The organism is Streptomyces sp. NPDC089799 (genome assembly GCF_040684755.1).
GTDB lineage: Bacteria > Actinomycetota > Actinomycetes > Streptomycetales > Streptomycetaceae > Streptomyces.
This window is the reverse complement of the sequence record NZ_JBFBGR010000026.1, coordinates 25,877-50,815: the sequence shown is the minus strand read 5'-3', so window position 1 is coordinate 50,815 and position 24,939 is coordinate 25,877. Positions and strand designations below refer to the sequence as shown.

Sequence of the window (24,939 nt, the reverse complement as noted above, 5' to 3'; positions counted from 1 at the left end):
CCGCGCTCCCTTCTCTTCCTCCCGCCTCCCGTCCTCCTGCCGCCCCCACTCCTCCGAGGAGCGTCCGTGCCCGTCCCGTCCGCCGTCCGCCCGGATGCCTACCTCCGCTTCCCGCACCTGCACGGTGACCTCCTGACGTTCGTCGCCGAGGACGACGTGTGGACCTGCGACACCCGGGGCGGCAGAGCCACCCGGCTCACCGTCGACCGGGTGCCCGTCAGCCACCCCCGCATCGCCCCCGACGGCTCCGCCATCGCCTGGACGTCGATGCTGTCCGGCGCCCCCGAGGTGTACGTCGCCCCGGCGGACGGCGGTCCGGCCCGCCGACTGACGTACTGGGGGGACCGGCGCACCCGGGTCGCCGGCTGGACCTCCGACGGGGACGTGCTGGTGATCACCGCGGCGGGCGAGCCCAGTCCACGGCGTCCGTGGGCCTGGTCCGTCCCGGTCGACGGCGGTGCGCCGCGACGGCTCCCGTACGGCCCGGTGGGCGGACTGGCCCTCGGCCCCGGCGGCGGGGTCCTGGTCCAGACCCCGACGTACGTGGAACCGATGCAGTGGAAGCGGTTCCGCGGAGGCACCGCGGGACGGCTGTGGATCGACCCGGACGGCTCCGGCCACTTCACCCGGCTCCACCCGGACGTCGACGGCAACCCCGACTGCCCGCTGTGGGTCGGCGAGCGGGTGGCGTTCCTCGCCGACCACGAGGGCAACGGACGTCTCTGGTCGAGCCTCCCGGACGGCACCGGCCTGCGCCGCCACACCGGACACGGCTTCTACGCCCGGCACGCGACCACCGACGGCCACCGGGTGGTCTACCAGTGCGCGGGGGAGATCCGGCTGCTTCCCGGACTGGGGGAGGGGACGGAGGCCGAGCGGGTCGAGGTCCGACTCGGCGGACCGCGCACCGCGCTCACCCCGTACCGGATCCCGGTGGCCGGGCACCTGGGCGCGTTCGCCGCGGACCGCACCGGCTCCGCGAGCCTCCTCGAAGTCCGGGGCGGCACCCACTGGGTGTCGCACGACCGGCGGCCGGCCCGGCCGCTGGGCACGACCCCGGGCGTCCGGCACCGGCTGCCGTGCTTCCTCGGGGACACCGGTCGGGTCGCCTGGGTCTCGGACGCGGGCGGCACCGAATGCGTCGAGGTCCTCGACACCGCCGGGACCGGGCCGCAGGGCCCGGGCGGAACGCCGGAACGGACCGGGGCCGCCCGGCTGGGTCCGGGCCGGTTCTCCCGCGTCCTGGAACTGGTGCCCTCCCCGGACGGAGCCACGCTCGCCGTCGCCGAACTGCACGGTGGCGTTCTCGTGATCGACGTCGCCTCGGGCCGGGTCACCGAACTCGACCGCAGCGAGGACGGCCAGGTCACCGGAGTGACCTTCTCGCCCGACTCCGCCTGGCTCGCCTGGTCGCACCCGGGGCCGGAGCGGTTGCGCCAGCTGAGGCTCGCCCACCTCGGCAGCGGGCGGATCGTCGAGGCCACGCCCATGCGCTTCCGCGACACCGATCCGGCGTTCACCGCGGACGGACGCCACCTCGCCTTCCTCTCCGCCCGGACCTTCGAACCCGTGCACCAGGTACACGACTTCGGGATGGCCTTCACCGGCGGGACACGGCCCCACATCCTGCCGCTGGCCGCCGGCACGCCCTCGCCGTTCGCGCCCTGGAACCGCCCCGACCACGACCCGTCCCCCGCCGTCGTGATCGAGGAGGAGGGACTGGCGGACCGGGCCGAGGCGTTCCCGGTGGCCGCCGGCACCTACCGCTCGCTGCGGGCCACCGCCACCGGTGTGCTCTGGCTGCGCGACCCGCTCCCGCCGCCGGCGTCGAGGCCGGGCGACTCCGTCCTGGAGGGCTGGGACCTCGCCGCGGGCGGACCCGTGCGCTCCCGTACCGGGGTCGGCGACTTCGCCGTCTGCGGCGACGGGACCCGGGCGGTGGTCCGGGACGCCGCCGACGCGCTGACCGTGGTGCCGGCGGACGCCCCCGGAGCCGACGGACCGGCCGCGGCCGCCGTGGACCTCACCCGGGTACGGGCCACGGTCCACCCGGCGGCGGAATGGCGGCAGATGTACGAAGAGGACGGGCGGCTGCTCCAGGAGGTCAGCGCACGTCCGGACGTTCCCGGCACCGACTGGGCGGACGTCCTGCGCCGCTACCGCCCGCTCGTCGACCGGCTCGGAAGCCACGACGACCTGGTCGACCTGCTGTGGGAGCTGCACGGCGAACGCTCCGTGTCCCACGCCAACGTCGGCGCCCGGCCGCGCCCCGTCGATCCCGCCCTGGCCCAGGGCCACCTCGGGGCGGACCTGCGGCGCGACGCCGACGGCACCTGGCGCATCGCCCGCATCCCGCGGGGCGACGTATCGGCGGACGCCGGCCGCTCGCCCCTGGCCGCACCCGGTGCCGGAATCCGGGCGGGCGACGCGCTCCTGGCCGTCGACGGGCTGCCCGTCGACCCCGCCACCGGCCCGGGACCGCTGCTCACCGGCACGGCCGGACAGCCGGTGGAGCTGACCCTCTGTTCTCCGGGCGGCGCACCGCGCCGGCTGACGGCCGTACCGCTCGCGCAGGAACGCACCCTGCGCTACCACGACTGGGTCGCCGGACGGCGCGACCACGTGCGTACGGCCTCGGACGGCCGGCTGGGATACGTGCACGTGCCGGACCTGACCACCGACGGCTGGGCGCAGCTCCACCGCGACCTGCGTCCGCAGACCGTCCACGACGGGCTGGTGGTGGACCTCCGGGAGAACACCGGCGGCGAACTGTCGGAGAAGGTGCTGGAACTCCTGGCCCAGCGGGTGTTCGGCTGGCGCGTGGCGCGCAACGGTTCGGGCTACGCGTACCCCAACATCGCCCCGCGCGGCCCGGTCGTCTTCCTCGCCGACGAGTTCACCGGCTCCGACGGCGACATCATGGTGCTGGCGGTGCGGCACCGGGGCATCGGGCCCGTCGTGGGCACCCGCACCTGGGGCGGTTTCACGGCCATCGAATGGCTGCACGGGCTGGTGGACGGCACCGGCCTCATCCTGCCCCGCTTCGCCACCTGGTTCGAGGGCCCCGGCTGGAGCGTGGAGAACGCGGGTGTGGCACCGGACATCGAGGTCGACCGGGCCCCGCACGACTGGGCCCGGGACCAGGACCCCCAGCTCGACGAGGCCGTGCGCCAGGCCCTGAAGCTGCTCGCGGAACGCCCGCCGAGCGCCCTGCCGCCGACGGAGTGGTGAGGGCGGAGCGGTGGGGTCGGAGCGGTGGGGGCGGAGCGGTCCTCTCCGGGCGAAGCTAGCTCTGGCTGTTGACGAAGCCGATCAGGGTCGCGCCCCACCAGCCGATCTGGCTGACGGTCGCGGCGATGCCGGACTGGACGAGCAACCGGCGCGGAACGGCCTGGAGGCCCTTGTTCCGGTAGGGGGCCAGGCGCTGGCCGAGGCCGTGGGCGTAGAGGCCGTTGAGCGTCACGGCCAGCACCAGGCCCAGCTTGACCAGGGTCAGGGGGGAGTCCAGGTCGGGCCGCAGGAGCGCGCCGGTGACCGTGAGGCCCGCCAGTCCGGCCCAGATCGGGGTCGCCAGTGCGTTGGAGGCGTCCAGGATGTGGGTCAGCCGGCGGCGGCCGGCCAGCCACAGGATGCCGATCCAGTCCACGGCGAGGACCGCACCGAACCCGACGGTCAGGGCCGCGACGTGCAGGAACCGGGCCACCGTCTGGAGCGTGGCGTCGGCCTGCAGGTGGCCGGCGGTCCAGCACAGCACCGCCTCGACCGAGCAGGCCAGCACACCGAGGATGCCGAGCACCAGCACCGGGGTGACCTTGGCCTCGGCGGACCCCGCGGGGTCGGGCGAGGCGAGGGCGGTGTCGGGTGCGAGTGCGGTCATCGGTCAGGCCTCGTGGGTCGGCGCCACGGCCGTGTCGGCCGTGCGGTGGGTGCGTCCGGACATGCGGAATCCTCGATTCCAGTGCGGGTGATCCGTGAGTAAGGTAAGGCGTACCTAAGGATCTGTCCATACGATGTTGAACGATCTCGCACCTCGGACGGGGGTGGTCGGTGCCCCCGCGTGCCGCCCGGCCCACCCTGCCGGTCCATTCGATCCGCCTTGCGGTTTATGTCTCCTTTAGGCGTGTCGAGGTGAACTGCCCTTCCCCGGGTGGATAGCTTGCGCTGACCTCGACACAGCCGAGAGCCAACAAGGTGGGCAGCGCATGGCCGTCGATCCGTTGATCGAGCTGCGGGACGTCAACAAGCACTACGGCGAACTCCACGTCCTCCGGGACATCAACCTCACCGTCGGCCGCGGGGAGGTGGTGGTGATCATCGGCCCCTCCGGCTCCGGCAAGTCCACCCTGTGCCGGACCATCAACCGGCTGGAGACCGTCGAGTCGGGCACCATCTCCCTGGACGGACGTCCGCTGCCCGCCGAGGGCAAGGAGCTCGCCGCCCTGCGCGCCGAGGTCGGCATGGTCTTCCAGTCCTTCAACCTCTTCGCCCACAAGACCGTGCTCGCCAACGTCTCCCTCGCGCAGGTCAAGGTCCGTGGGCGGAAGAGGGACGACGCCGACCGGCGCTCCCGCGAACTCCTGACCCGGGTGGGCCTCGCCGACCAGGCGGAGAAGTACCCCGCCCAGCTCTCCGGAGGCCAGCAGCAGCGGGTGGCCATCGCACGCGCCCTCGCCATGGACCCGAAGGCACTGCTCTTCGACGAGCCCACCTCGGCCCTCGACCCCGAGATGATCAACGAGGTGCTGGAGGTCATGCAGCAGCTCGCGCGGGACGGCATGACCATGCTGGTGGTCACCCACGAGATGGGCTTCGCCCGCTCCGCCGCCAACCGCGTGGTCTTCATGGCCGACGGCCGGATCGTCGAGGACCGGCCCCCGGAGCAGTTCTTCACCGCTCCCGAGAGCGAGCGGGCCCGGGACTTCCTCTCCAAGATCCTCAAGCACTGAGCGGGCGGCCCACCATGCACAGCACCCGTCTGTCCGTCCGCCGTTTCCCGGTCCTCCGCACGCCCTCCCTCCCTCTGTCCGTCCTCTCCCTGGTGTTCGTCCTCCTGGCCGCCGCCACCGGGTGCGGCCTCGAGGGCAGGCCCCCGGTCAAGGGCCCCCAGCCCGAGGACCTCCCCGAGTACCGGGTGGCCACCGGCGTCGACCTGCCCGGCTCCCGGACCTGGGAGCGCGCGAAGAAGCGCGGCCGCCTGATCATCGGCGTCAAGGAGGACCAGCCGTACCTGGGCGAGAAGGACCCCGCCACCGGCCGCTACTCCGGCTTCGACATCGAGGTCGCCCGGATGCTCGCCGCCTCCCTCGGCTTCGACCCGGACAAGCAGATCGAGTTCCGGACCGTCGCCTCCGCCAACCGCGAGACCGCCCTGCAGAACGGCCAGATCGACTACTACGTCGGCACCTACACCATCAACGACAAGCGCAAGAAGCAGGTGGGCTTCGCCGGGCCCTACTACATGGCCGGCCAGTCCCTGCTCGTCCGCAAGGACGAGAAGGACATCAAGGGGCCGGAGGACCTGGCCGGCAAACGGGTCTGCTCCGCCGCCGGCTCCACCCCCTACCAGCGGCTGGAGCGCGAGTACCCCAAGACGGTGCTCGTCGCCTACGACACGTACAGCGCCTGCGTGGACAACCTCCTCAGCTACCAGGTCGACGCCGTCTCCACCGACGACACCATCCTGCTGGGCTACGCGGCCAAGGTCCCCGAGGAGCTCAAGGTCGTCGGCAAGCCCTTCTCGAAGGAGCCCTACGGCGTCGGCGTCCCGCGCAACGACACCGCGCTGCGCCTCGCCCTCGACGACGCCCTCGCCGCGCACGAGAAGAACGGCGACTGGAAGAAGGCGTACGACGCCACCCTCGGGCTGTCCGGCAACCCGGCCCCGCAGCCGCCGCCCATCGACCGCTACCCGGCGAGCTGAGGGGAGCCGTACCCGCATGGACGTACTGGTCCAGAACTTCTCCACCTACGCCGAGGGCTTCCTCGGCACCCTCGAACTCACCGTCTACTCCTCGCTGCTCGCCCTGGTCCTCGGCTTCGTGATGGCCTCGTTCCGGGTCGCGCCGGTCGGCTCCTTCCGGGTGTTCGGCACGGTCTGGGTGACCGTGCTCCGCAACACCCCGCTCACCCTGCTGTTCTTCGCGGTGATGCTCGGCCTGCCCCGGTTCGGCGTGGTGCTGCCCTTCGAGCTGTTCGCCGTGCTGGCACTGGGCTGCTACACCTCCGCCTTCATCTGCGAGGCCCTGCGCTCCGGCATCAACACCGTGCCCCGGGGGCAGGGCGAGGCGGCCCGCTCCCTGGGCATGTCCTTCTCGCAGACCCTGGGTGCCGTGGTGCTGCCGCAGGCGTTCCGGACGGTGATCCCGCCGATCGGATCCACGCTGATCGCGCTGGCGAAGAACTCGGCGATCGCCGGCGCGTTCAGCGTCACCGAGCTGCTGGGCACCTACAAGACCCTCAACGAACTCGGCTACAGCATCGTCTGGACCTTCTTCTGGATCGCCGTGGGCTACCTGATCATCACCCTGTCCATCAGCGCGCTGTTCAACGTGCTGGAGAAGCGCTGGGGGGTCCCCCGATGACCGCACTCGGCCTGCACGGCGACACCGGGTCCACCGCCCTCTACGACTACCCAGGTCCCAAGACCCGCCGCAGGCACTTCCTCTACGGGGTCCTGTCCACGGTGGTCATCCTGGCCCTGGCCGGCTGGATCCTCTACCTCCTGTTCGACACCGGGCAGTTCACCGGCACCAAGTGGAGCCCCTTCGCCTACAAGGGCCTCCAGGAGCTGCTGCTGCGCGGCCTGGGCAACACCCTGAAGGCGTTCGCCTACGCCTCGGTGCTGTCGCTGCTGCTCGGCGCGGTCCTGGCGACCGGACGGCTGTCGGTGCACCGTCCGCTGCGCTGGATCTCCACCCTGTGCGTGGAGTTCTTCCGGGCCATGCCGGTGCTGGTGATGATCTTCTTCATCTTCGTGGCGCTGAAGGTCCAGCCGCTGCCCGCGCTGGTGGCCGGGCTGACCCTCTACAACGGCTCGGTGCTGGCCGAGGTGTTCCGTACGGGAGTCAACGCGGTGGATCGCGGGCAGGGGGAGGCGGCGTACGCCCTGGGCCTGCGCAAGACCCAGGTGATGACGTACGTCCTGGCGCCGCAGGCGGTCCGGGCGATGCTGCCGGCCATCATCAGCCAGCTGGTGGTGGCGCTGAAGGACACCTCGCTGGGATTCCTGATCACCTACGAGGAGTTCCTTCACGCCGGCAAGCTGATCGCCTCGAACCTCGACTACGACCTGCCGTTCATCCCGGTGGTCCTGGTCATCGCGCCCGTCTACATCGGCATGTGCATGTTGCTGTCCTGGTTCGCGACCTGGGTGGCCAAGCGGGAGCGCCGCAGTCTCAAGACCCGGGCGGTGGAGGTCGCCCCGGCCGACCCGGGGATCGTGCCGGGACAGGGCTGACGGCGAGGAGCCGCCCCGTCCCGGCGGCAGCCGGAGATCACTGCTCGCGCAGCGGGACCGAGAGGTACGAGGGATCGGACCGCGGCGAGGAGAAGGTCAGCTGTGCGCCGGCGGGGTCGTCCTCGATGTGGAGCGGGTCGACGGTGTCGATGACCAGGGCGAGCCGGTGGCCCGCGGGTACGTCGTAGGCGGTGACCGTCAGTGGGTTACGCGCCGGTGACGATCGGCTGAAGGGTGAACCCGCAGAGAACCGGCCGAGCGCCGGCCGCCGTTTTCGGAACTCGGCGGCCGGTGACGGCACTCAGCCGCCGTTGGCGGCGCTCTTGGCCTTCCACTCGTCCCAGGACAGGTTCCACTCGGTGTACCCGTTGCCGAGCTTGGCGTTGCCCTTCGAGCCGTCGCCGGACACCTCGATCACATCGCCGATCTGCGCCATCGAGAACAGGGCCGCGGCGTTCCCGCTGCTCATGCCCACGCATCCCGAACTGGCGTTGACGCGACCGAACTTGCCCTCGTTCCACGGCGCGGCGTGGATGTACATGCCGGACCAGGTCACCCGCATCGAGGAGTCGACCATCTTGTTGTAGGCATCGCCCAGGCCGACCGTCTCGGAGTTCATGTTGATGGTGCCCTCCTTCGACATCAGCGCCATCTTCCCGGACCAGGACGCCTTCTGGCCGCCGGGCGTGCCCGCCGACACCGGGATCGTCTTCACGGTCTGGCCGTCCTCCATCACCGTCATCTGCCTGGTGTCGAGGTTGACCAGGAGCCGGCGGTCCTTTCCGATCTTGAAGTCGGTGTTGTAGTCGCGGACGAAGTAGCCGCCGCCCTGGCCGGAGTTGATCCCGTTCAGGTTCATCTGCACCTTCACGTCGGTGCCGGACTTCCAGTAGTCCTTCGGCCGCCAGTCCACCCGGTCCTTGCCCGAGTAGTCGGTCATCCAGCCCCAGGAGCCCTCGGTGTTGTTCGAGGTGGTCACCTTCAGGTGCTTCTCCACCTCGGCCTTGTTCTTCACCGGGTTGTCGAAGACCAGCGAGACCGGCTGTGCCACGCCCACCGTGGAATTCTTCCCCGGATAGATCGAGACCTTGTTCACCTTGTCCGCGGCGCTCGTCTTGAACTGCGTGTTCGCGCTCTGGCCGTCGCCGTTCTGCGCCTCCACCTTGTACTCCCCGCCCGGGGAGGCGTTGCGCTCGGAGGTCCAGGTCCTGCCGTCGGGCGATATCTGCCCGACCAGCTCCCCGCCCTTGGCGTCGGTCACCTTGACCTGCGTCAGCTTGCCCTCGGCCAGGGTCACCTTGACCGGCTCCCCGGCCTTGACCTCGCTCCCGGCCAGGTTCACCGAGATGGCCATCGGCGTCTTCTGCTTCATCTCCGCGTTCTTGCCGTCACCGCTGCCCGTACCGCCGCCGGAACCGCCCGAGCAGGCGGTCAGCGCGGCAGCCAGCAGTGCGGAACCCGCGATGGCGGCGATGCGTGCGGTACGGCGTGTGCGGCTCAACGAAACCCCTCCGAATGAATGACGTCCGCAAACCAAGAGCGGATGCAGGGGACTTTAGGTTCCGCAATCCGCGGAAAAAATCAGGAATCAGGTTGTGACGCCGACCGCAGCAGAACGGTCATCATCCGGTCACAAACGCCGTGCACTTCGGTCATGGACGGCTGTGAGAGTCCTGGAAGTCCCGCTCCCGGAGCCCTGCTCCCGGAAGTCCCACTCCCGGAGCTCCGCTCCCGGAAGCCCCGGACATCCCACCCACCCCGTACCGGAAGGACCACCGCCGTGTGCGCACTGCTCATCACCCCCGCCGGCCACTCCCGGCTCGACCGGGAAGCGGTCGTCCGCACCCTGTCGGTACCCGAGTACCAGGCGTTCCTCGCCGGGCAGCGGCACGCGAGCTTCCTCCAGCACCCGTCCTGGGGCCGGGTGAAGGACCTCTGGCGCTCCGAACTCCTCGGCTGGGGTCCGCCCTCCGGCGAACTCCACGGCGGCGCCCTCGTGCTCTACCGCCAGCTCCCCGGCACCCGCAAGTACTTCGCCTACCTCCCCGAAGGCCCCGTCGCCGACTGGTCCGACCCCCACGTCGACGGCTGGCTCACCCCGCTGCTGCGCCACATACGCGCCGCCGGCGCCTTCGCCGTCCGCATCGGGCCCGGCCCCGCCTACCGCCGCTGGGACGCCGCCGCCGTCAAGGCCGGCGCCGGACCCGGCCGCCACATATCCGACGTCCTCGCCAGCGAGGTCGACCCGCTCGGCACCGCCGTCGCCGACCGCCTCCGCACCCGCGGCTGGCAGCGCTGCGGCGGCGAGGAGGACGGCGACGCCCAGCCCCGCCACGTCTTCCGGGTCCCCCTGGCCGGACGCACCCCGGACGACCTGTGGTCCGGGCTGAACCAGGAATGGCGCCGCAACATCCGCAAGGCCGAGAAGTCCGGTGTGGAGACCGTCCTGGGCACCGCCGACGACCTGCCCGAGTTCTACCGGCTGCTCCGCATCACCGAGGAACGCGACGGCTTCCGGCTCGGCCGCTCGCTGGCGTACTACGAGAAGCAGTACGAGGTCCTGAACGCCGAGGCACCCGGCCGGATGCGCCTCTACCTCGCCCGGCACCAGGGCGAGATCCTCGCCGCCCACACCATGATCGTGGCCGGCCGCCGGGTCTGGTACCAGACCGGCGCCTCCGCCGACCACCGCCGAGAGGTCCGCCCCAGCAACGCCCTGCAGTGGCGGATGATGTGCGACGCCCACGCCCTCGGCGCCGACGAGTACGACATGCGCGGGGTACCCTCCACCCTCGACCCCGACGCACGCTCGTTCGGACTGCTGCGCTGGAAGCTCGGCACCGGAGGGCAGGTCGTCGAAACCCTCGGAGAGTGGGAGATCCCCATGACGGGATACGCCAACACGGCGCTGTACAAGGCGTTCCAGACCTACCTGGCCCGCCGGTGACCGACAGCACCGCCCTCGCACGGACCCCGGGCGGAACCGCCACCGCACCGGAGCAGAAGACCAGGGGCTCGGTACTCCGCAGCGGAGCCCTGATGGCCGCGGGCTCGGTGGTGTCCCGCGCCACCGGCTTCGTCCGCTCCGCCGTGGTCGTCGCCGCCCTCGGCACCGGACTGCTCGGCGACACCTACGCCGTCGCCAACACCGTCCCGAACATCCTGTACATGCTGCTCATCGGCGGCGCCCTCAACGCCGTCTTCGTCCCCGAGCTGGTCCGCGCCGCCAAGGAGCACGCCGACGGCGGCCGCGCCTACACCGACCGGCTGCTCACCGCCTGCACCGCCGCCCTGCTGGTCCTCACCGCCGCCGCCGTACTGGCCGCGCCGCTCATCGTGGCCGCGTACACCCCCTACGAGGGCGCCGACGCGAGCACCACCGTGGCCCTGGCCCGGTACTGCCTGCCGCAGATCCTCTTCTACGGCCTGTTCACCCTGCTCGGACAGGTCCTCAACGCCCGCGGCCGGTTCGGCGCCATGATGTGGACCCCGGTCCTCAACAACATCGTGATCATCGCCGTGTTCGGCCTTTTCCTCTACGTCTCCCACGACGCGGCCGACGGCCTGACCGCGGCCGAGACCCGGCTCCTGGGCCTGGGCACCACCGCCGGCATAGCCGTCCAGGCCCTCGCCCTCGTCCCGTCCCTGCGCGCCGCCCGCTTCCGCTGGCGGCCCCGCTTCGACTGGCGCGGCAGCGGCCTGGCCCGCCCGCTGCGCAACGCCGGCTGGACCGTCCTGCTGGTCCTCACCAACCAGATCGCCTACTGGGTGGTGACCCGGCTGTCCACCGCCACCGGCCGGCAGGCCGAACTCGCCGGCATCGCCGGCGGCGCGGGCTACACCGCCTACAGCAACGCCTACCAGCTGTGGATCGTCCCCCAGGGCATCATCACCGTCTCCCTGGTGACCGCCCTGATGCCCCGGATGAGCGCCGCCGCCACCGACGGCGACCTCACCGCCGTCCGCCGCGACGTCTCCCACGCCCTGCGCACCAGCGCCGCCTTCGTGGTGCCCGCCGCCTGTCTGTTCGCCGCCCTCGCCCCCTGGGTCATGGGCAGCGTCTTCGAGTACGGCCGCACCGGTCCCGCCGACATCGAGGTGATGGCGGGCATGCTCGTCGCGTTCGCCCCCGGCCTGATCGCCTTCTCCGGCCAGTACGTCCTCTCCCGGGGCTTCTACGCCCTCTCCGAGACCCGCACCCCGTTCCTGCTGAACCTGGTCATCGCCACGCTCAACGCCGTCCTGTCGGCCGCCGCGTACTGGCTGCTGCCCGCCCGCTGGGCGGTCACCGGCATGGCCGGCGCGTCCTCGCTGGCGTTCACCGCCGGCTGCGCCGTCACCGCGTACACCCTCGCCCGGCGGCTCGGCCCCCGCGGCGGCACCCGTACCGAACGCCGCACCACGGCGCTGCGCACCCACCTGCGGCTCCTCCTCGCGGGCGCACCCGCCGCCGCGGCCGGCTGGGCGGTGGCCCGTACCGCCGACGGCCTGGGGAACATCCCCGCCCTCGCCGCGGGAACCGCCACCCTGCTGCTCGTCGTCGTCGCCCTTGCGGGGCCGCTGCGCATCGCCGAGATCAGCGAACCGCTGCGGTCCCTGCGCCGCCGCACCGGCCGCCGGCCGGGAGGAGGCCGACCGAAGACGGGTTGACCGAAGCCGGGTCGACCGAGCACAGGGGGATACTGGCCGGATGCCACGCGTACTGCTGATCGAGGACGACCCCTCCGTCCGGGAGGGGGTGGCGCTCGGGCTGCGCCGCCGGGGGCACGAGGTCAGCGCCGCCGAGACCGGTGAGGCGGGCCTGGCGCTGACGGCCTCGTTCCGGCCCGAACTGGTGCTGCTGGACCTGATGCTGCCCGGCATCAACGGCGTCCAGGTCTGCCGCCGCATCCGCGAGAACAGCCAGGTCCCCATCATCATGCTGACCGCGCGCGGCGACGACTTCGACATAGTCGTCGGGCTGGAGGCGGGCGCCGACGACTACATCGTCAAACCCGCCCGCACGGAGGTCATCGAAGCCCGGATCAAGGCGGTGCTGCGCCGGCTCGCCGACCCGGCGGGCCGGCCCGGCAGCGAGGTCCACGGCGAACTCGCCATCGACCGGGCCGGCCTGACCGTGGCCAGGAACGGCGAACGCCTGCCCCTGGCCCCCAGTGAACTCAAACTGCTGCTCCACCTGTCCGCCTCGCCCGAACAGGTCTTCAGCCGCCAGCAACTCCTGGAGTACGTGTGGGAGCACAGCTACCACGCCGACGCCCGACTCGTCGACGCCTGCGTCCGACGCCTGCGCACCAAGATCGAGGACCCGGCCGCCGGCCCCCGCTACATCCAGACCGTCCGCGGTTTCGGCTACCGCTTCGGACCCCTGTGAACCGCCCCTCCGGCGGCCGGGCCGGGACCGCCGCACCCCGCGGGCGGGCCCGGCCGTGATCCGCATCCGGCCGCTCGGCCTGCGCACCCGGCTGATCGCCGCCTTCCTGCTGGTCGCCGCGATCAGCGCGGTGACCACCGCCGCCTTCACCTACCGCGAGGCGCGCACCGCGATCCTCACCCAGAGCCAGGACATCGCCGTCAGCACCCTCCGGGAGCAGATCGAGGGCCAGACCGCGATCTCCCTCCCGGTCACCGCGGGCAGCCTGGACCGGATGGTCACCGAGATCTCCAGGCGCAGCAAGCCGCACGCCTGGTCCGTCTACGCCGAGTACGGCTCGCTGCGGGCCTCCAGCACCGGCGAACCGGCCCCCGCCGCGCTGATCGGCGACGGCCTGCGGGCCCGCACCGGCGCCGCCCCCGCCGCGGTGTTCCAGCGCGTCACCGGCCCGGACGCCACCCCGACCCTGGTGGTGGGCATGCCGGTGGTCTTCGACCACTCCGGCGTACGCGAACCCACCCGGCTCGTCTTCTACCTCACCATGCCGCTCAGCGACGAACAGGACACCGTCGGCCTGATGGTCGACGCGGCCCGCAGCGGCGCCCTGCCCGGCCTCGCCATCGCCCTGGTCCCCGCCCTGCTCGCGGCGCGCAGCGTGCTCCGCCCGGTCCGTGAGATGCGCCGCGCCACCGAACGGATCGGCAGCGGGCGGCTCGACACCCGGATCGAGGTCCGCGGCGCCGACGAACTCGCCGGGCTGGCCCGCACCTTCAACGAGACCGCCCGCGCCCTGGAACGCTCCGTGGACGAACTCCAGCAGGCCGGGGCCCGCGCCCGCCGCTTCGCCGCCGACGTCTCCCACGAACTGCGCACCCCGCTGGCCGGAATGCTCGCCGTCACCGAGGTGCTCGACGAGGACGCCGAGCGCCTCGACCCGGACACCGCCAAGGCGCTGCGGCTCATCAGCGCCGAGACCGGCAAACTCGCCGTGCTCGTCGAGGACCTGATGGAGATCTCCCGGTTCGACGCCCGGGCCGCCGAACTCAACCTGGACGACGTCGACATCGCCGAGGCGGTCACCAAGACCCTGGAGCGCCGGCACTGGGAATCCGACCGGGTGCGCACCGAACTCCCCAGGGACGTGCGCGCCCGGCTCGACTCCCGCCGCTTCGACGTGATCCTCGCCAACCTCGTCGGCAACGCCCTCAAGCACGGCGAGGCCCCCGTCCGGGTCACCGTGCAGACCCGCGCAGGCTCCGCCGCCGGGGAGGGCGGGCGGCTGCTCATCGAAGTCGCCGACAGCGGCCCGGGCATCGCCCCCGAGGTGCTGCCGCACATCTTCGACCGCTTCTTCAAGGCCGACGCCTCCCGGGCCCGGTCCGCCGGCAGCGGCCTCGGCCTGGCCATCACCCTGGAGAACATCCGGCTGCACGGCGGCACCGTGCGCGCCGCCAACGGGCCGGCCGGAGGCGCCGTGTTCACCGTCGACATGCCCCTGGAAGCCCGGACATGACCCGTACCGCATCCGCCGCGACGCCCCTCGTCCCGCTCGTCCTCCTCGCCCTGCTCGCGGCCGGCTGCGGGGTGAAGCCCACCGGGATCATCGAGAGCGGCCGGCCCGCCTCCATGGCCGTGGCCGGCGAGGGGGAGCGGAGCTCGATGATCTACCTGATCGGCCCCACCGGACTGCTCACCCCGGTGCAGCGCCACAACTATCCGCCGTACTCCGCCCCCGACCTGCTGCGACTGCTGGCCGACGGTCCCACCCAGGACGAGCGGAAGGCCGGACTCCGATCGAACCTGCCGGTCATCCCCGACCCGAAGCAACGCGCGAGGCCCGCCGTCGTCGAATACCCCGAGGGCCGCGACGGCCCCACCCGGGTCACCCTGGCGTACCGGGTCGCGGACCTGACCGCAGCCGCCCGCCGCCAGCTCGTCTGCACCACGGCCTTCGCCACCTCCCGCTCCGGCCACGCCCAGGTCATCCTCACCGGCCCCGACACCACCCTCCCGGCCACATCATGCGACGCGGCGGACTGACCCGGGCGGGCGCACCGGGACACCCCGCCCGGGCAGCACCCCGCCCCACCCTGCCCCGGCGGGGCACCCCGCCCAGCGGCGGCAACACCGTTCCACCGTGCCCCGCCGGGACCGGCCGGGGCGCGCTCCCTTGTGCCCCGGCCCACCCGAAGGCCACCGTGTCCGCCATGGACAGCGCACCCGACGTCTTCGATCCCCGCCTGTACGCCGCCGGCATCCCCCACGACCGTTACCGCCGGCTCCGGGACCGCCACCCCGTCGCCTGGCAACCCGAACCGGAGGTCATGGGCTGGCCCGCCGGCCCCGGTTTCTGGGCGGTCACGCGCCACGCCGACGTCGCCCAGGTCCTCCGCGACCACCGCACGTACTCCTCGACCCTCGGCGCCACCCAGATCCGCGACCCCGACCCCGCCGACCTGCCCTTCCTGCGCCGCACCATGCTCAACCAGGACCCTCCGGACCACGGCCGGCTCCGCCGCCTCGCCGCCCGCGCCTTCACCCCGGCCCGCGTGGACGCCTTCGCCGCCCGGGTGCGCGACCGCGCCCGTACGCTGCTCACCGCCGCCCGGGACTCCGCCGAGGACGGCACCGCCGACCTGGTCCGCACCGTCACCGACGAGTACGCCCTGCTCAACCTCACCGACCTGCTCGGCGTCCCCGCCGCCGACCGCGGACTGCTGCTGGACTGGACCGTGCGGATCATCGGCTACCAGGACCCGGAGGACGCGCCCCCGCCCGTGCTCGGCCCCGACGGCCGCCCCGTCAACCCCCGCTCGCCCGCCCTGCTCGGCGAGATGTTCGGCTACGCCCGCGAGCTCGCCGCGTACAAGCGCGCCCACCCCGCCGACGACCTGATGACCGCGCTCGCCCACGCCGGACTCGACGACGCCGAACTGGAGATGTTCTTCTTCCTGCTCACCGTCGCAGGCAACGACACCGTCCGCAGCGCAGCCCCCGGCGGCCTGCTGGCCCTGGCCGGCGCCCCGGACGCCTACCGGCGGTTCGCTTCCGGAGAGGCCGACACCGGCCGCACCGTGGACGAACTCCTGCGCGTCCACCCGCCGGTGCTCAGCTTCCGCCGCACCGCCGCGCGGGACACCGTACTGGCGGGCCGGCGGGTGCGGGAGGGCGACAAGGTGGTCGTCTTCCACGCCTCCGCCAACCACGACGAACGGGTCTTCGCCGACCCGCACCGCCTCGACCCCGACCGGTCGCCGAACCCGCACGTCTCCTTCGGCGACGGCCCGCACGTCTGCCTCGGCGCCCACTTCGCCCGCCTGCAGCTGCGTACCTTCCACGAGGAGTGGCGCGCCCTCATGCCCGCGCCGGAACTCACCGGCCCACCGCGCCGGCTGGTGTCGAACTTCATCAACGGCCTGACGCGGCTGCCGGTTCGGGTGCGGCAGGAGCCACGGCGGCGCGGGTGACGTCGGCGGTCAGCTCGGTCACATCCGGGCCGTACGCCTGGGAGTTGACCACCTTCAGCAGCAGGCAGAAGGAGTTCGTCCGGTACCTGCGGGCCAGCCGCTCGTGGTGCCGGGCCAGATAGCGGGCCGCCGCCTGGTTGCTGACCGCGCTCTGGCCGCAGAGCAGGAACACCGGACGCCCGCCCTCCCCGCCCACCAGCCGGGCCAGCAGGACGAACTCCTCCTGCCCCTCGTTCCAGCGGTAGGTCTCGCCGCCGACCCGGACCGTGCCCCGGTCCTCCCGCTGCTCGGCGTCGACGGTGATCCGCACCCCCGGCAGCATCGAGGCGAGGTGGGCGACCGTACGGCTGTTGGAGGTGGGGCCCCCGACACAGAACTCGGCGCGCTCGCCGAAGCCCTGGCGGGCCTCGTCGTGCGCGACGATCTGGACGTTCGCCCCGCAGTCCTTGATCAGCGCGGAGAGTTCCAGCAGGGCGAACGCGTCGTTGCGGTGCACCGAGGTCTCGGCGGCGCGCATCTGCCGTCCCACCACGAAGAGGCAGTCGGAGCCGGTCGGCAGCCCGAAGAACGCCTGCTTGCGACGGAGCGCACGGCGCCACAGGTACGTTCGGGTGAACCAGCCGAAACCGCCGCTGAGCCCGGCTGCTATCACCCCGAGCAGGATGTCGCGCACGTCCTCGTCCATGTGGCGGATCGTAGCCGCAGCCCTGAGGCCCTGACGCGGGAGGTGTGGTGAAGTTAAAGTGCCGACTTCAGGTCTTGAGGGGCCGTCGACTGGAGGAACGCATGCGCCGTCCCGCCGCACGTCCGTTAGCGCTCTTCGCCCTCGCCGGGGCGCTGGTCTCCACCGGTGCCGCGGCCCCACCCACCGGCGCGCCCCTCCCGCCGAAGGTCCCCGAGGCGGTCGGCTGGGGCGGTGCCGTGGCGAGCGTCGATCCCGATGCCTCGGCCGTGGGCATATCCGTGCTGCGCTCGGGCGGCAACGCCGTGGACGCGGCCGTGGCCACCGCGGCCGCGCTCGGCGTGACCGAGCCGTACTCGGCCGGCATCGGAGGCGGCGGCTACTTCGTCTACTACGACGCGAAGTCCCGCACCGTGCACACCGTCGACGGGCGTGAGACCGCCCCGGCGAGCGCGACCGCGACGCTGTTCCAGGAGAACGGCGTTCCCGTTCCCTTCGCCGAAGGGCAGACGAGCGGCCGCGGCGTCGGGGTGCCCGGCACTCCCGCCACCTGGCGGACCGCCCTCGACGCCTGGGGCAGCCGCCGGCTGGCCACGCTGCTGAAGCCCGCCGAGCAACTGGCCAGGAACGGCTTCACCGTGGACGAGACCTTCCGGGCCCAGACCAAGGACAACGAGGCGAGGTTCCGGGACTTCCCGGCCACCCGCGAGCTGTTCCTGCCCGGCGGTGCGCTGCCGGTCGTCGGCTCCACCTTCAAGAACCCCGACCTGGCCGACACGTACGCGGAGATCGCCCGCAAGGGCACCAGGGCCGTGTACCGCGGCCCGATCGCCGAGGACATCGTCCGTGCGGTCCGCAAGCCGCCCAAGGACCCGGCCGCCACCCGGAACGTCCGGCCCGGCGACCTGACCGCACGCGATCTGACGGAGTACCGGACGAAGCGGCAGGCGCCCACCCACGTCCGCTACCGGGACCTGGACGTGTACGGCATGGCCCCGTCCTCCTCGGGCGGCACCACCGTCGGCGAGGCCCTGAACATCCTGGAGGGCACCGATCTGTCGCGGCACGGTGAGGTCCAGTACCTGCACCGGTTCATCGAGGCCAGCCGGATCTCCTTCGCCGACCGGGGGCGATGGGTCGGCGATCCGGCCTTCCAGAACGTGCCGACCGGCGGCCTGCTCTCCCAGCGGTTCGCGGACTCCCGGGCCTGCCTGATCAACCCCGAACGCACGCTCACCAGCCCGCTCGCCCCCGCCGACCCGCTCAAGCCGGTGCCCTGCACGGTCGGCGCGAAGGGGGCCCCCACCACGTACGAGGGGGAGAACACCACGCACCTCACCGTCGCGGACCGCTGGGGGAACGTCGTCGCCTACACCCTGACGATCGAATCGACGGGCGGCAGCGCCATCACGGTCCCCGGCCGGGGCTTCCTGCTCAACAACGAACTGACGGACTTCTCCTTCGCCCCCGCCTTCCCGGGCGTCCCGGACCCGAACCTCCCCGGCCCGGGCAAGCGTCCGCGGTCCTCCATGTCCCCGACGATCGTCCTGTCGGGGGGCCGTCCGGTGCTCGCGGTCGGCTCGCCCGGCGGCGCGACCATCATCACCACCGTGCTGCAGACCCTCACCGGGCACCTGGACCGGGGGCTGCCGCTGGTCGACGCGATCGCGGCACCGCGCGCCAGCCAGCGCAACCAGGCGAGCACCGAGCTGGAACCGGGCCTGTGGAACAGCCCGCTGCGGGCCGAGCTGGAGGCCCTGGGCCACACCTTCCGCCTCAACCCGGAGATCGGCGCCGCGACCGGCGTCCAACGGCTGCCGGACGGCCGCTGGCTGGCCGCAGCGGAGAGGACCCGCCGCGGCGGCGGCTCCGCCATGGTCGTCCGCCCGGGCTGACGCCCCCGCCGGGGTGCGGGCCCGGCGGCCGCAGGCGCCGCCGCCCGCACCCTCGGCGGAGCCGGGCCGCCGGGGTCAGGCCGCCGTCAGGATGCGGGGGCCGGACGGGGTGATGGCCACGGTGTGTTCGGCGTGGGCCGCACGGCTGCCGTCCGTCGTGCGGAGAGTCCACCCGTCACCCCCGGTGACGTAGTCGTCCCCGCCCCCGGCGATCAGCATCGGCTCGATCGCCAGCACCATGCCCGCCCGCAGCCGCATCCCGCGCCCCGCCCGGCCTTCGTTGGGCACGCCCGGGTCCTCGTGCATGGCGCGGCCGACACCGTGACCGCCGAAGCCGTCGGGCACGCCGTACCCCGCATCGCGGCAGACCGTGCCGATCGCGTGCGCGATGTCTCCGATCCGGTTGCCCGGGCGGGCCCGTTCGATGCCGGCCGCGAGAGCCGCCTCGGCCGTGGCGATCAGCCTCCGGTCGGCCGCCCGCCCCCGCCCCACCGTGAAGCTGACCGCGGCGTCGCCCACCCACCCGCCCAGCCTCGCCCCGCAGTCGACACTGACCAGGTCCCCGTCGCGGAGCCGGTAGCCGTCCGGGACGCCGTGCACGATGGCGTCGTTCACGGAGGTGCAGATCACCCCGGGGAACGGCACCGGAGCGAACGACGGCCGGTAGCCGAGGAACGGCGAGTCCGCCCCCTCCGCCCGCAGCACGTCCCGGGCCACCCGGTCCAGGTCCAGCAGGGACGTCCCGACGCCCGCGGCGTCCCGTACGGCGGCCAGGGCGCGGGCGACCACCCGGCCGGCGGCCCGCATCTCGTCGATCTCGTGTTCGGTCTTCAACTCCACCATGCCAATAACTATACCGGTATAAGAATCCCGGTCCCGGCGGCCGGCAGCGGACCGGTATTAGAATCGGGGCATGGTCCGCACCCCCCTCACCCCCGAAGAGCGCGAGCGCGGCGAGCGGCTGGGACTGCTGCTGCGGGAGGCGCGCGGCAGCCGCAGCATGGTCGAGGTGGCCGCCTCCGCCGGCCTCTCCGCCGAGACCCTGCGCAAGATCGAGACGGGCCGGGCGCCGACCCCCGCCTTCTTCACCGTCGCCGCCGTGGCACAGGCGCTCGGACTGTCCATGGACGACCTCCTCCGCCGCTGCGCGCCGGTGGCCGCCCCGCGGGCCGCCTGATCCCACGGGCCGCCTGGTCCCCGCGGACCGCCTGACCCCCCGCGCGCCGTCCGGGGGAGCGGGCCGAGTGCGGGGCCGATCGGCCCAATCGGGGATCCGGGCGGCCCGTCGAGGGGCACACCTGAGCCCGTGTCAGCACTCAACGCCGCCAAGCGGCTCGGAATCGCCCTCGTCGGCGCCCTCCTCGCGACCGGCCTGCTCGTCGCGGCCGGCTCCGCACCCGACGGGCGGGCCGCGGCCGGCCTCGGCCATCACCCCGGCCGGTGACCCGCCGGCCGGTGACCCGCCGGGTCGGTGGCCGGTCAGCCGGTGACCCGCCCGGCGGGAAGGCGTAGGCTCCGGACATGGCCGGAACCGTGACGCTCCAGGAGCTCGGGCAGAGCCCGTACGTCAGCCTCACCACCTTCCGCCGGGACGGCACCCCCGTGGCCACCCCGGTGTGGGCCGTCCACGACGCGGGCGAGCTCTACGTCTGGACCCGCAGCGACTCGTGGAAGGTCAAGCGGATCCGCAACAACGGGCGGGTCGCGCTGTCCCCGTGCGACGTGCGCGGCCGCACCGCGCCCGACGCACCCGTGGTGGAGGCAACGGCGCGGCTGCTGGACGAGGAAGGGCTCCGGCGGGTGCGGAAGCTGATGGCCCGCAAGTACACCTGGCGCTTCTGGGCGCTGGACCTGCCCGCGGCGGCGGTCCGGCTCGGGAAACGTCCGCACACCGCGATCGCCGTGAAGGTTTGAGACTCCTGTAGTCCTCCCGTAACACAGGTGCGGTCCAATTCCTCCATGGCGACCGTGACTCCGCACGACGGCGCGACGGCGATCGGCAGGCTGGCCTCCTGGATCGGCGAGGTGACGGCCCGTCTCGACCCCGGGTCGGGCTGGTACGGCGAGTTCCTGCGCCGCGACCCGGAGGGCATGCGGGCCTGCCTGGACGGCACCGCGCTGGCGCCCCGGGACGTGCTGGAGTCGCTGCTCCACGACCTGGCGGCGATCCGCGGTCCGCAGACCGCGGCCGAAGCCGGTCGGCGGGCGGCGGAACTCCGCCGGGCGGCCGCCGCCGAGTACGACGCCAGGCCCGGCGGCGCGGAGGAACTACGGCACCTGCTGGCCGCGGCCGCCGCCCAGCGCTCCTCCTCCGAAGCGGCCCTGCGCACCCTCTCCGCCCGCCTCACCGCCGCCGGCGACCCGGCCGAGGCCGAGTTCCTGACCCGCGAACTGACCTGGACCCAGGACGACCTGAGCCGCGCCGGCTCCCGCTGCGATGACCTCGCCGCCCGCCTGGCCTCCCTCCCGGAGCGGCGCCCCGCGCCCCCGGCGGCCGGCCCCGGGGACCCCCTCGCGCGGCCCGCTCCCGTACGGGGACCCGGCTCCGGCCCCGCTCCCGTGCGGGCGCCCGCCCCCGCTCCCGTGCGGGCGCCCGCCCCCGCCCCCGAAGGGCCGCCCCCGCACGCGGCACAGGCTCCCTGGCCCCCGGCCTCCGAGGGTGCGACCGGCCCGGAGCGACACCGTCCCGAGCCACACCGTCCCGAGCCACACCGTTCCGAGTCATACCGTCCCGAGCCCCCGGCCCGTCCGGGCCGGGGAGAACCGCAGGGCACGCACGGCACGGACCCGGCCGTCGACCCCGCCGCGGGCCCCGCCGAAGCGGCCGCCGCGCGCCGATGGCTGCGCAGGCCCGCGCGCCGTACCGGCGGGGCGCGCCACGCCGGGGCCGAAGGCGGCGGTCCGGCCGTGGCGGCCGAACTGCCGGACCTCGGCGGCGTCTCCCCGCGCGGGGCCCGCTTCGGCCCCCCGGCGGACCGGGCCGCCACCGCCCGCGACACCCCGCCGGACCCGTCCCCGGCGGCCGCCCCCGCCCCCGCACCCGTACGGGACCCCAGCCCGACCCGCCCCGAACCGGCCACCGCACCCCGGCCCGGCCAGGCACCTTGGCCCGGCCCGGACACCCGGCCCCCCACCCGTCCCCCTGCCGGTACCGGCCCGGAGCCCCACCCGCATCCGGCCGCGGCACGACCCACGCCCCAGCCCCCGCCCCCGCCGCGCGCCGCGCCCCACGACGTGGCCGACGTCGTCGCCGAGTTGATCGCGCTGCGCGCCCAGGGCCGCTCCGGCGAGGCGCACGTACTGCTGTGCGAGGTGGCCGCGTGGCCCGCCGAGGCGCTGCCCGGGCTCGCCCGGGAGCTGGAGCGGGCCGGGCTCGGCGCGGACTGGGCCACGCTGCTGTGGGAGGCCGCGGCGAGCCTGCCGCCCGACCGGCTGGCCGCCGCCGCGGCCGCGCTCGGCACGGCGGGCCGGGACGCCGACCGTGCCCGGCTGCTCCGCCAGGGCGTCGCCCGCCCGGCCGCGGAGATCGCCGAGGCGGCCCTCGCCCTGGACGCGGCCGGCCGCCGCGCCGAGGCCGACCTGCTGCTCTCCGCCTTCGTACGGGTCCGCAGTGCGGAGGACGTGGCGCGGCTGGCCCGCCGCGCCCCCGGGTCGCTCGCCCCGCGGCTGCTCGACGCCGCCGGCCGGGTCTCGGCCGCCTGCCGGCACGGTTTGGTCCACGCCCTGCGCGTGGCGGGACTGAAAGCCGATCGCAGCTGACCTCAAACGACCACAACCGACCCCTCACAGAACAGACTTGATCGACTGCTCCGACCGTGCGCGGTGGTCTTGCCCCGAAGTGTGACGAGGCTTACGGTCTCGTACCTACGCACACCGTCTACGTGCGTAGAGGCGAGGAGCAGCTCATGGCCCACATCGTCCGCGCCGCGCTGGTCCAGGCCTCCTGGACCGGCGACACCGACTCGATGATCGCCAAGCACGAGGAGCACGCCCGCGCGGCCGCTGCCCAGGGCGCGCGGATCATCGGCTTCCAAGAGGTCTTCAACGCGCCCTACTTCTGCCAGGTCCAGGAGCCCGAGCACTACCGCTGGGCGGAGCCCGTCCCCGACGGCCCCACCGTGCGCCGCATGCAGGACCTCGCCCGCGAGACCGGCATGGTGATCGTCGTACCGGTCTTCGAGGTGGAGAGCTCCGGCTTCTACTACAACACCGCCGCCGTGATCGACGCCGACGGCAGCTACCTCGGCAAGTACCGCAAGCACCACATCCCCCAGGTCAAGGGCTTCTGGGAGAAGTACTACTTCCGCCCCGGCAACCTCGGCTGGCCGGTCTTCGACACCGCCGTCGGCAAGGTCGGCGTCTACATCTGCTACGACCGGCACTTCCCGGAGGGCTGGCGCCAGCTCGGCCTGGCCGGCGCCCAGCTGGTCTACAACCCCTCCGCGACCCACCGCGGGCTCTCCGCCCACCTCTGGCAGCTGGAACAGCCCGCCGCGGCCGTCGCCAACGAGTACTTCATCGCCGCCATCAACCGGGTCGGCCGCGAGGAGTACGGCGACAACGACTTCTACGGCACCAGCTACTTCGTCGACCCGCGCGGCCAGTTCGTCGGCGAGACCGCCGGCGACAAGGAGGAGGAACTCCTCGTCCGCGACCTGGACTTCGACCTCATCGAACAGGTCCGCACCCAGTGGGCCTTCTACCGCGACCGCCGCCCCGACGCCTACGGAGGGCTCGTACAGCCGTGACCCACCCGAACAGCAAGGCAACCGCCCTGCACTCCCGCCACCAGGCCGTCCTCCCCGACTGGCTGGCGCTGTACTACCAGCGGCCCCTGGAAATCACCCACGGCGAAGGCCGGTACGTCTGGGACGCCGACGGCAACCGCTACCTCGACTTCTTCGGCGGCATCCTCACCACCATGACCGCCCACGCCCTCCCCGAGGTCACCAAGGCCGTCGCCGACCAGGCCGGGCGGATCATCCACTCCTCCACCCTCTACCTCAACCGCCCCATGGTGGAACTCGCCGAACGGGTCGCCGCCCTCTCCGGCATCCCCGACGCCCGGGTCTTCTTCACCACCTCCGGCACCGAGGCCAACGACACCGCCCTGCTGCTGGCCACCGCGTACCGCCGCTCCAACCAGATCCTGGCGATGCGCAACAGCTACCACGGCCGCTCCTTCTCCACCGTCGGCATCACCGGCAACCGCGGCTGGTCCCCGACCAGCCTCTCCCCGCTCCAGACGTACTACGTGCACGGAGCCGTCCGCGGCCGCGGCCCCTTCGCCGCCCTCGACGACGAGGCCTTCACCGCCGCGGCCGTGGCCGACCTGGAGGACGTACTGGGCCAGGCCCGCGGGGGAGTGGCCGCCCTGATCGCCGAACCCGTCCAGGGCGTCGGCGGGTTCACCTCCCCGCCCGACGGCCTCTACGGAGCCTTCCGCGAGGTCCTCGACCGCCACGGCATCCTCTGGATCAGCGACGAGGTGCAGACCGGCTGGGGCCGCACCGGCGACCACTTCTGGGGCTGGCAGGCCCACGCGCAGAACGGCCCGCCGGACATCCTCACCTTCGCCAAGGGCATCGGCAACGGCATGTCCATCGGCGGCGTCGTCGCCCGGGCCGAGATCATGAACTGCCTCGACTCCAACTCCATCTCCACCTTCGGCGGTTCGCCCGTCACCATGGCGGCCGGCCTGGCCAACCTCGGCTACCTCCTGGAACACGACCTCCAGGGCAACGCCCGCCGCGTCGGCGGCCTGCTGCTGGAACGCCTGCGCGGCATCGCCGCGGGCATCCCCGCCGTCCGCGAGGTCCGCGGCCGCGGCCTGATGGCCGGCATCGAGCTCGCCCGGCCGGGCACCGACCAGGCCGACCCCGAGGCGGCCGCCGCCGTCCTGGAGGCGACCCGCGAAGGCGGCCTGCTCATCGGCAAGGGCGGCGGCCACAACACCAGCGTGCTGCGCATCGCCCCGCCGCTCTCCCTCACCGTCACCGAGGCCGAGGAAGGCGCCGCGATCATCGAACGGGCGCTCAGGGCCCTGTGAACGCCCGGTCGAACACCCA

At 73.3% G+C, this 24,939-nt stretch carries 23 protein-coding genes; 18 read left to right on the top strand and 5 right to left on the bottom strand.

The window, feature by feature from the left end; translation table 11 throughout:
• The first annotated feature begins 66 nt into the window (after window positions 1-66).
• Window positions 67-3,231, top strand: a complete 3,165-nt coding sequence (locus tag AB0O36_RS25995) for a S41 family peptidase (protein ID WP_365114576.1) — start codon at window positions 67-69, stop codon at window positions 3,229-3,231.
• Between the two features lie 55 nt (window positions 3,232-3,286).
• Here the strand turns inward: AB0O36_RS25995 and AB0O36_RS25990 are convergent, their stop codons facing one another.
• On the bottom strand, window positions 3,287-3,877 hold the full coding sequence (locus tag AB0O36_RS25990; RefSeq protein WP_365114574.1) for a hypothetical protein: 591 nt from the start codon (window positions 3,875-3,877) through the stop codon (window positions 3,287-3,289).
• Between the two features lie 325 nt (window positions 3,878-4,202).
• Between AB0O36_RS25990 and AB0O36_RS25985 the strand changes: the two genes are divergently transcribed.
• Genes AB0O36_RS25985 through AB0O36_RS25970 form a run of 4 tightly spaced genes read left to right on the top strand, consistent with a single transcriptional unit; the run spans window position 4,203 to window position 7,456 of the window.
• Window positions 4,203-4,946, top strand: coding sequence for an amino acid ABC transporter ATP-binding protein (locus AB0O36_RS25985; RefSeq protein WP_365114572.1), 744 nt, complete (start codon window positions 4,203-4,205; stop codon window positions 4,944-4,946).
• A 14-nt stretch (window positions 4,947-4,960) separates the two neighbouring features.
• Window positions 4,961-5,920: a glutamate ABC transporter substrate-binding protein gene (locus tag AB0O36_RS25980; protein WP_365114570.1), complete on the top strand. Its 960-nt coding sequence runs from the start codon at window positions 4,961-4,963 to the stop codon at window positions 5,918-5,920.
• A gap of 16 nt (window positions 5,921-5,936) precedes the next feature.
• The gene (locus tag AB0O36_RS25975; protein ID WP_365114568.1) at window positions 5,937-6,581 is read left to right on the top strand and encodes an amino acid ABC transporter permease; all 645 of its coding nucleotides are present in this window, start codon (window positions 5,937-5,939) and stop codon (window positions 6,579-6,581) included.
• Window positions 6,578-7,456, top strand: a complete 879-nt coding sequence (locus AB0O36_RS25970) for an amino acid ABC transporter permease (protein ID WP_365114566.1) — start codon at window positions 6,578-6,580, stop codon at window positions 7,454-7,456. Before AB0O36_RS25975 ends, AB0O36_RS25970 begins: the two co-directional genes overlap by 4 nt.
• Window positions 7,457-7,493: 37 nt before the next feature.
• On the opposite strand, the gene AB0O36_RS25965 is transcribed toward AB0O36_RS25970, so the two are convergent.
• Window positions 7,494-7,757, bottom strand: a complete 264-nt coding sequence (locus AB0O36_RS25965) for a hypothetical protein (protein ID WP_365114649.1) — start codon at window positions 7,755-7,757, stop codon at window positions 7,494-7,496.
• Window positions 7,758-8,957, bottom strand: a complete 1,200-nt coding sequence (locus AB0O36_RS25960; RefSeq protein ID WP_365114564.1) for an Ig-like domain-containing protein — start codon at window positions 8,955-8,957, stop codon at window positions 7,758-7,760. It lies immediately after the preceding gene.
• Between the two features lie 345 nt (window positions 8,958-9,302).
• Between AB0O36_RS25960 and AB0O36_RS25955 the strand changes: the two genes are divergently transcribed.
• The 6 genes from AB0O36_RS25955 to AB0O36_RS25930 all read left to right on the top strand — a co-directional run bounded on the left by AB0O36_RS25955 (window position 9,303) and on the right by AB0O36_RS25930 (window position 16,294).
• Complete coding sequence (locus AB0O36_RS25955) at window positions 9,303-10,403, top strand: peptidoglycan bridge formation glycyltransferase FemA/FemB family protein (protein WP_365114645.1); 1,101 nt, start codon at window positions 9,303-9,305, stop codon at window positions 10,401-10,403.
• Complete coding sequence (murJ, locus tag AB0O36_RS25950; protein ID WP_365114562.1) at window positions 10,400-12,106, top strand: murein biosynthesis integral membrane protein MurJ; 1,707 nt, start codon at window positions 10,400-10,402, stop codon at window positions 12,104-12,106. Before AB0O36_RS25955 ends, murJ begins: the two co-directional genes overlap by 4 nt.
• Window positions 12,107-12,146: 40 nt before the next feature.
• Entirely contained in the window at window positions 12,147-12,827 is a 681-nt protein-coding gene (locus AB0O36_RS25945) for a response regulator transcription factor (protein WP_365114560.1), read from the top strand.
• A gap of 55 nt (window positions 12,828-12,882) precedes the next feature.
• A complete protein-coding gene (locus AB0O36_RS25940; RefSeq protein ID WP_365114558.1) occupies window positions 12,883-14,340 on the top strand; it encodes a HAMP domain-containing sensor histidine kinase in 1,458 nt (485 codons plus the stop codon).
• Window positions 14,337-14,867 carry a hypothetical protein gene (locus tag AB0O36_RS25935; protein ID WP_365114557.1) on the top strand — a complete coding sequence of 177 codons (531 nt, stop codon included), beginning with the start codon at window positions 14,337-14,339 and terminating at the stop codon, window positions 14,865-14,867. Before AB0O36_RS25940 ends, AB0O36_RS25935 begins: the two co-directional genes overlap by 4 nt.
• 167 nt (window positions 14,868-15,034) lie before the next feature.
• Window positions 15,035-16,294 (top strand): cytochrome P450, encoded by a 1,260-nt coding sequence (locus AB0O36_RS25930; RefSeq protein ID WP_365114555.1) that lies wholly within the window; start codon window positions 15,035-15,037, stop codon window positions 16,292-16,294.
• On the opposite strand, the gene AB0O36_RS25925 is transcribed toward AB0O36_RS25930, so the two are convergent.
• Window positions 16,236-16,979, bottom strand: coding sequence for a hypothetical protein (locus AB0O36_RS25925; RefSeq protein ID WP_365114553.1), 744 nt, complete (start codon window positions 16,977-16,979; stop codon window positions 16,236-16,238). The two genes, AB0O36_RS25930 and AB0O36_RS25925, sit on opposite strands and share 59 nt — an antisense overlap.
• A 101-nt stretch (window positions 16,980-17,080) precedes the next feature.
• Here AB0O36_RS25925 and ggt point away from each other — a divergent pair, with 101 nt between their 5' ends.
• Entirely contained in the window at window positions 17,081-18,871 is a 1,791-nt protein-coding gene (ggt, locus tag AB0O36_RS25920; protein WP_365114551.1) for a gamma-glutamyltransferase, read from the top strand.
• Window positions 18,872-18,946: 75 nt separating this feature from the next.
• Here ggt and map read toward each other — a convergent pair whose 3' ends face one another.
• The gene (gene map, locus AB0O36_RS25915; RefSeq protein ID WP_365114549.1) at window positions 18,947-19,714 is read right to left on the bottom strand and encodes a type I methionyl aminopeptidase; all 768 of its coding nucleotides are present in this window, start codon (window positions 19,712-19,714) and stop codon (window positions 18,947-18,949) included.
• A gap of 70 nt (window positions 19,715-19,784) precedes the next feature.
• Here map and AB0O36_RS25910 point away from each other — a divergent pair, with 70 nt between their 5' ends.
• The 6 genes from AB0O36_RS25910 to AB0O36_RS25885 all read left to right on the top strand — a co-directional run bounded on the left by AB0O36_RS25910 (window position 19,785) and on the right by AB0O36_RS25885 (window position 24,920).
• Window positions 19,785-20,048: a helix-turn-helix transcriptional regulator gene (locus AB0O36_RS25910; protein ID WP_365114547.1), complete on the top strand. Its 264-nt coding sequence runs from the start codon at window positions 19,785-19,787 to the stop codon at window positions 20,046-20,048.
• 129 nt (window positions 20,049-20,177) lie between these two features.
• A complete protein-coding gene (locus AB0O36_RS25905) occupies window positions 20,178-20,315 on the top strand; it encodes a hypothetical protein (RefSeq protein WP_365114545.1) in 138 nt (45 codons plus the stop codon).
• An 89-nt stretch (window positions 20,316-20,404) separates the two neighbouring features.
• Entirely contained in the window at window positions 20,405-20,785 is a 381-nt protein-coding gene (locus AB0O36_RS25900; protein ID WP_365114644.1) for a PPOX class F420-dependent oxidoreductase, read from the top strand.
• Between the two features lie 45 nt (window positions 20,786-20,830).
• Window positions 20,831-22,630, top strand: coding sequence for a hypothetical protein (locus AB0O36_RS25895; RefSeq protein ID WP_365114543.1), 1,800 nt, complete (start codon window positions 20,831-20,833; stop codon window positions 22,628-22,630).
• Between the two features lie 146 nt (window positions 22,631-22,776).
• Window positions 22,777-23,619, top strand: a complete 843-nt coding sequence (locus AB0O36_RS25890; RefSeq protein ID WP_365114541.1) for a nitrilase-related carbon-nitrogen hydrolase — start codon at window positions 22,777-22,779, stop codon at window positions 23,617-23,619.
• On the top strand, window positions 23,616-24,920 hold the full coding sequence (locus AB0O36_RS25885; protein ID WP_365114539.1) for an aspartate aminotransferase family protein: 1,305 nt from the start codon (window positions 23,616-23,618) through the stop codon (window positions 24,918-24,920). The genes AB0O36_RS25890 and AB0O36_RS25885 overlap by 4 nt, the downstream gene beginning before the upstream one ends.
• Window positions 24,921-24,939 lie beyond the last annotated feature (19 nt).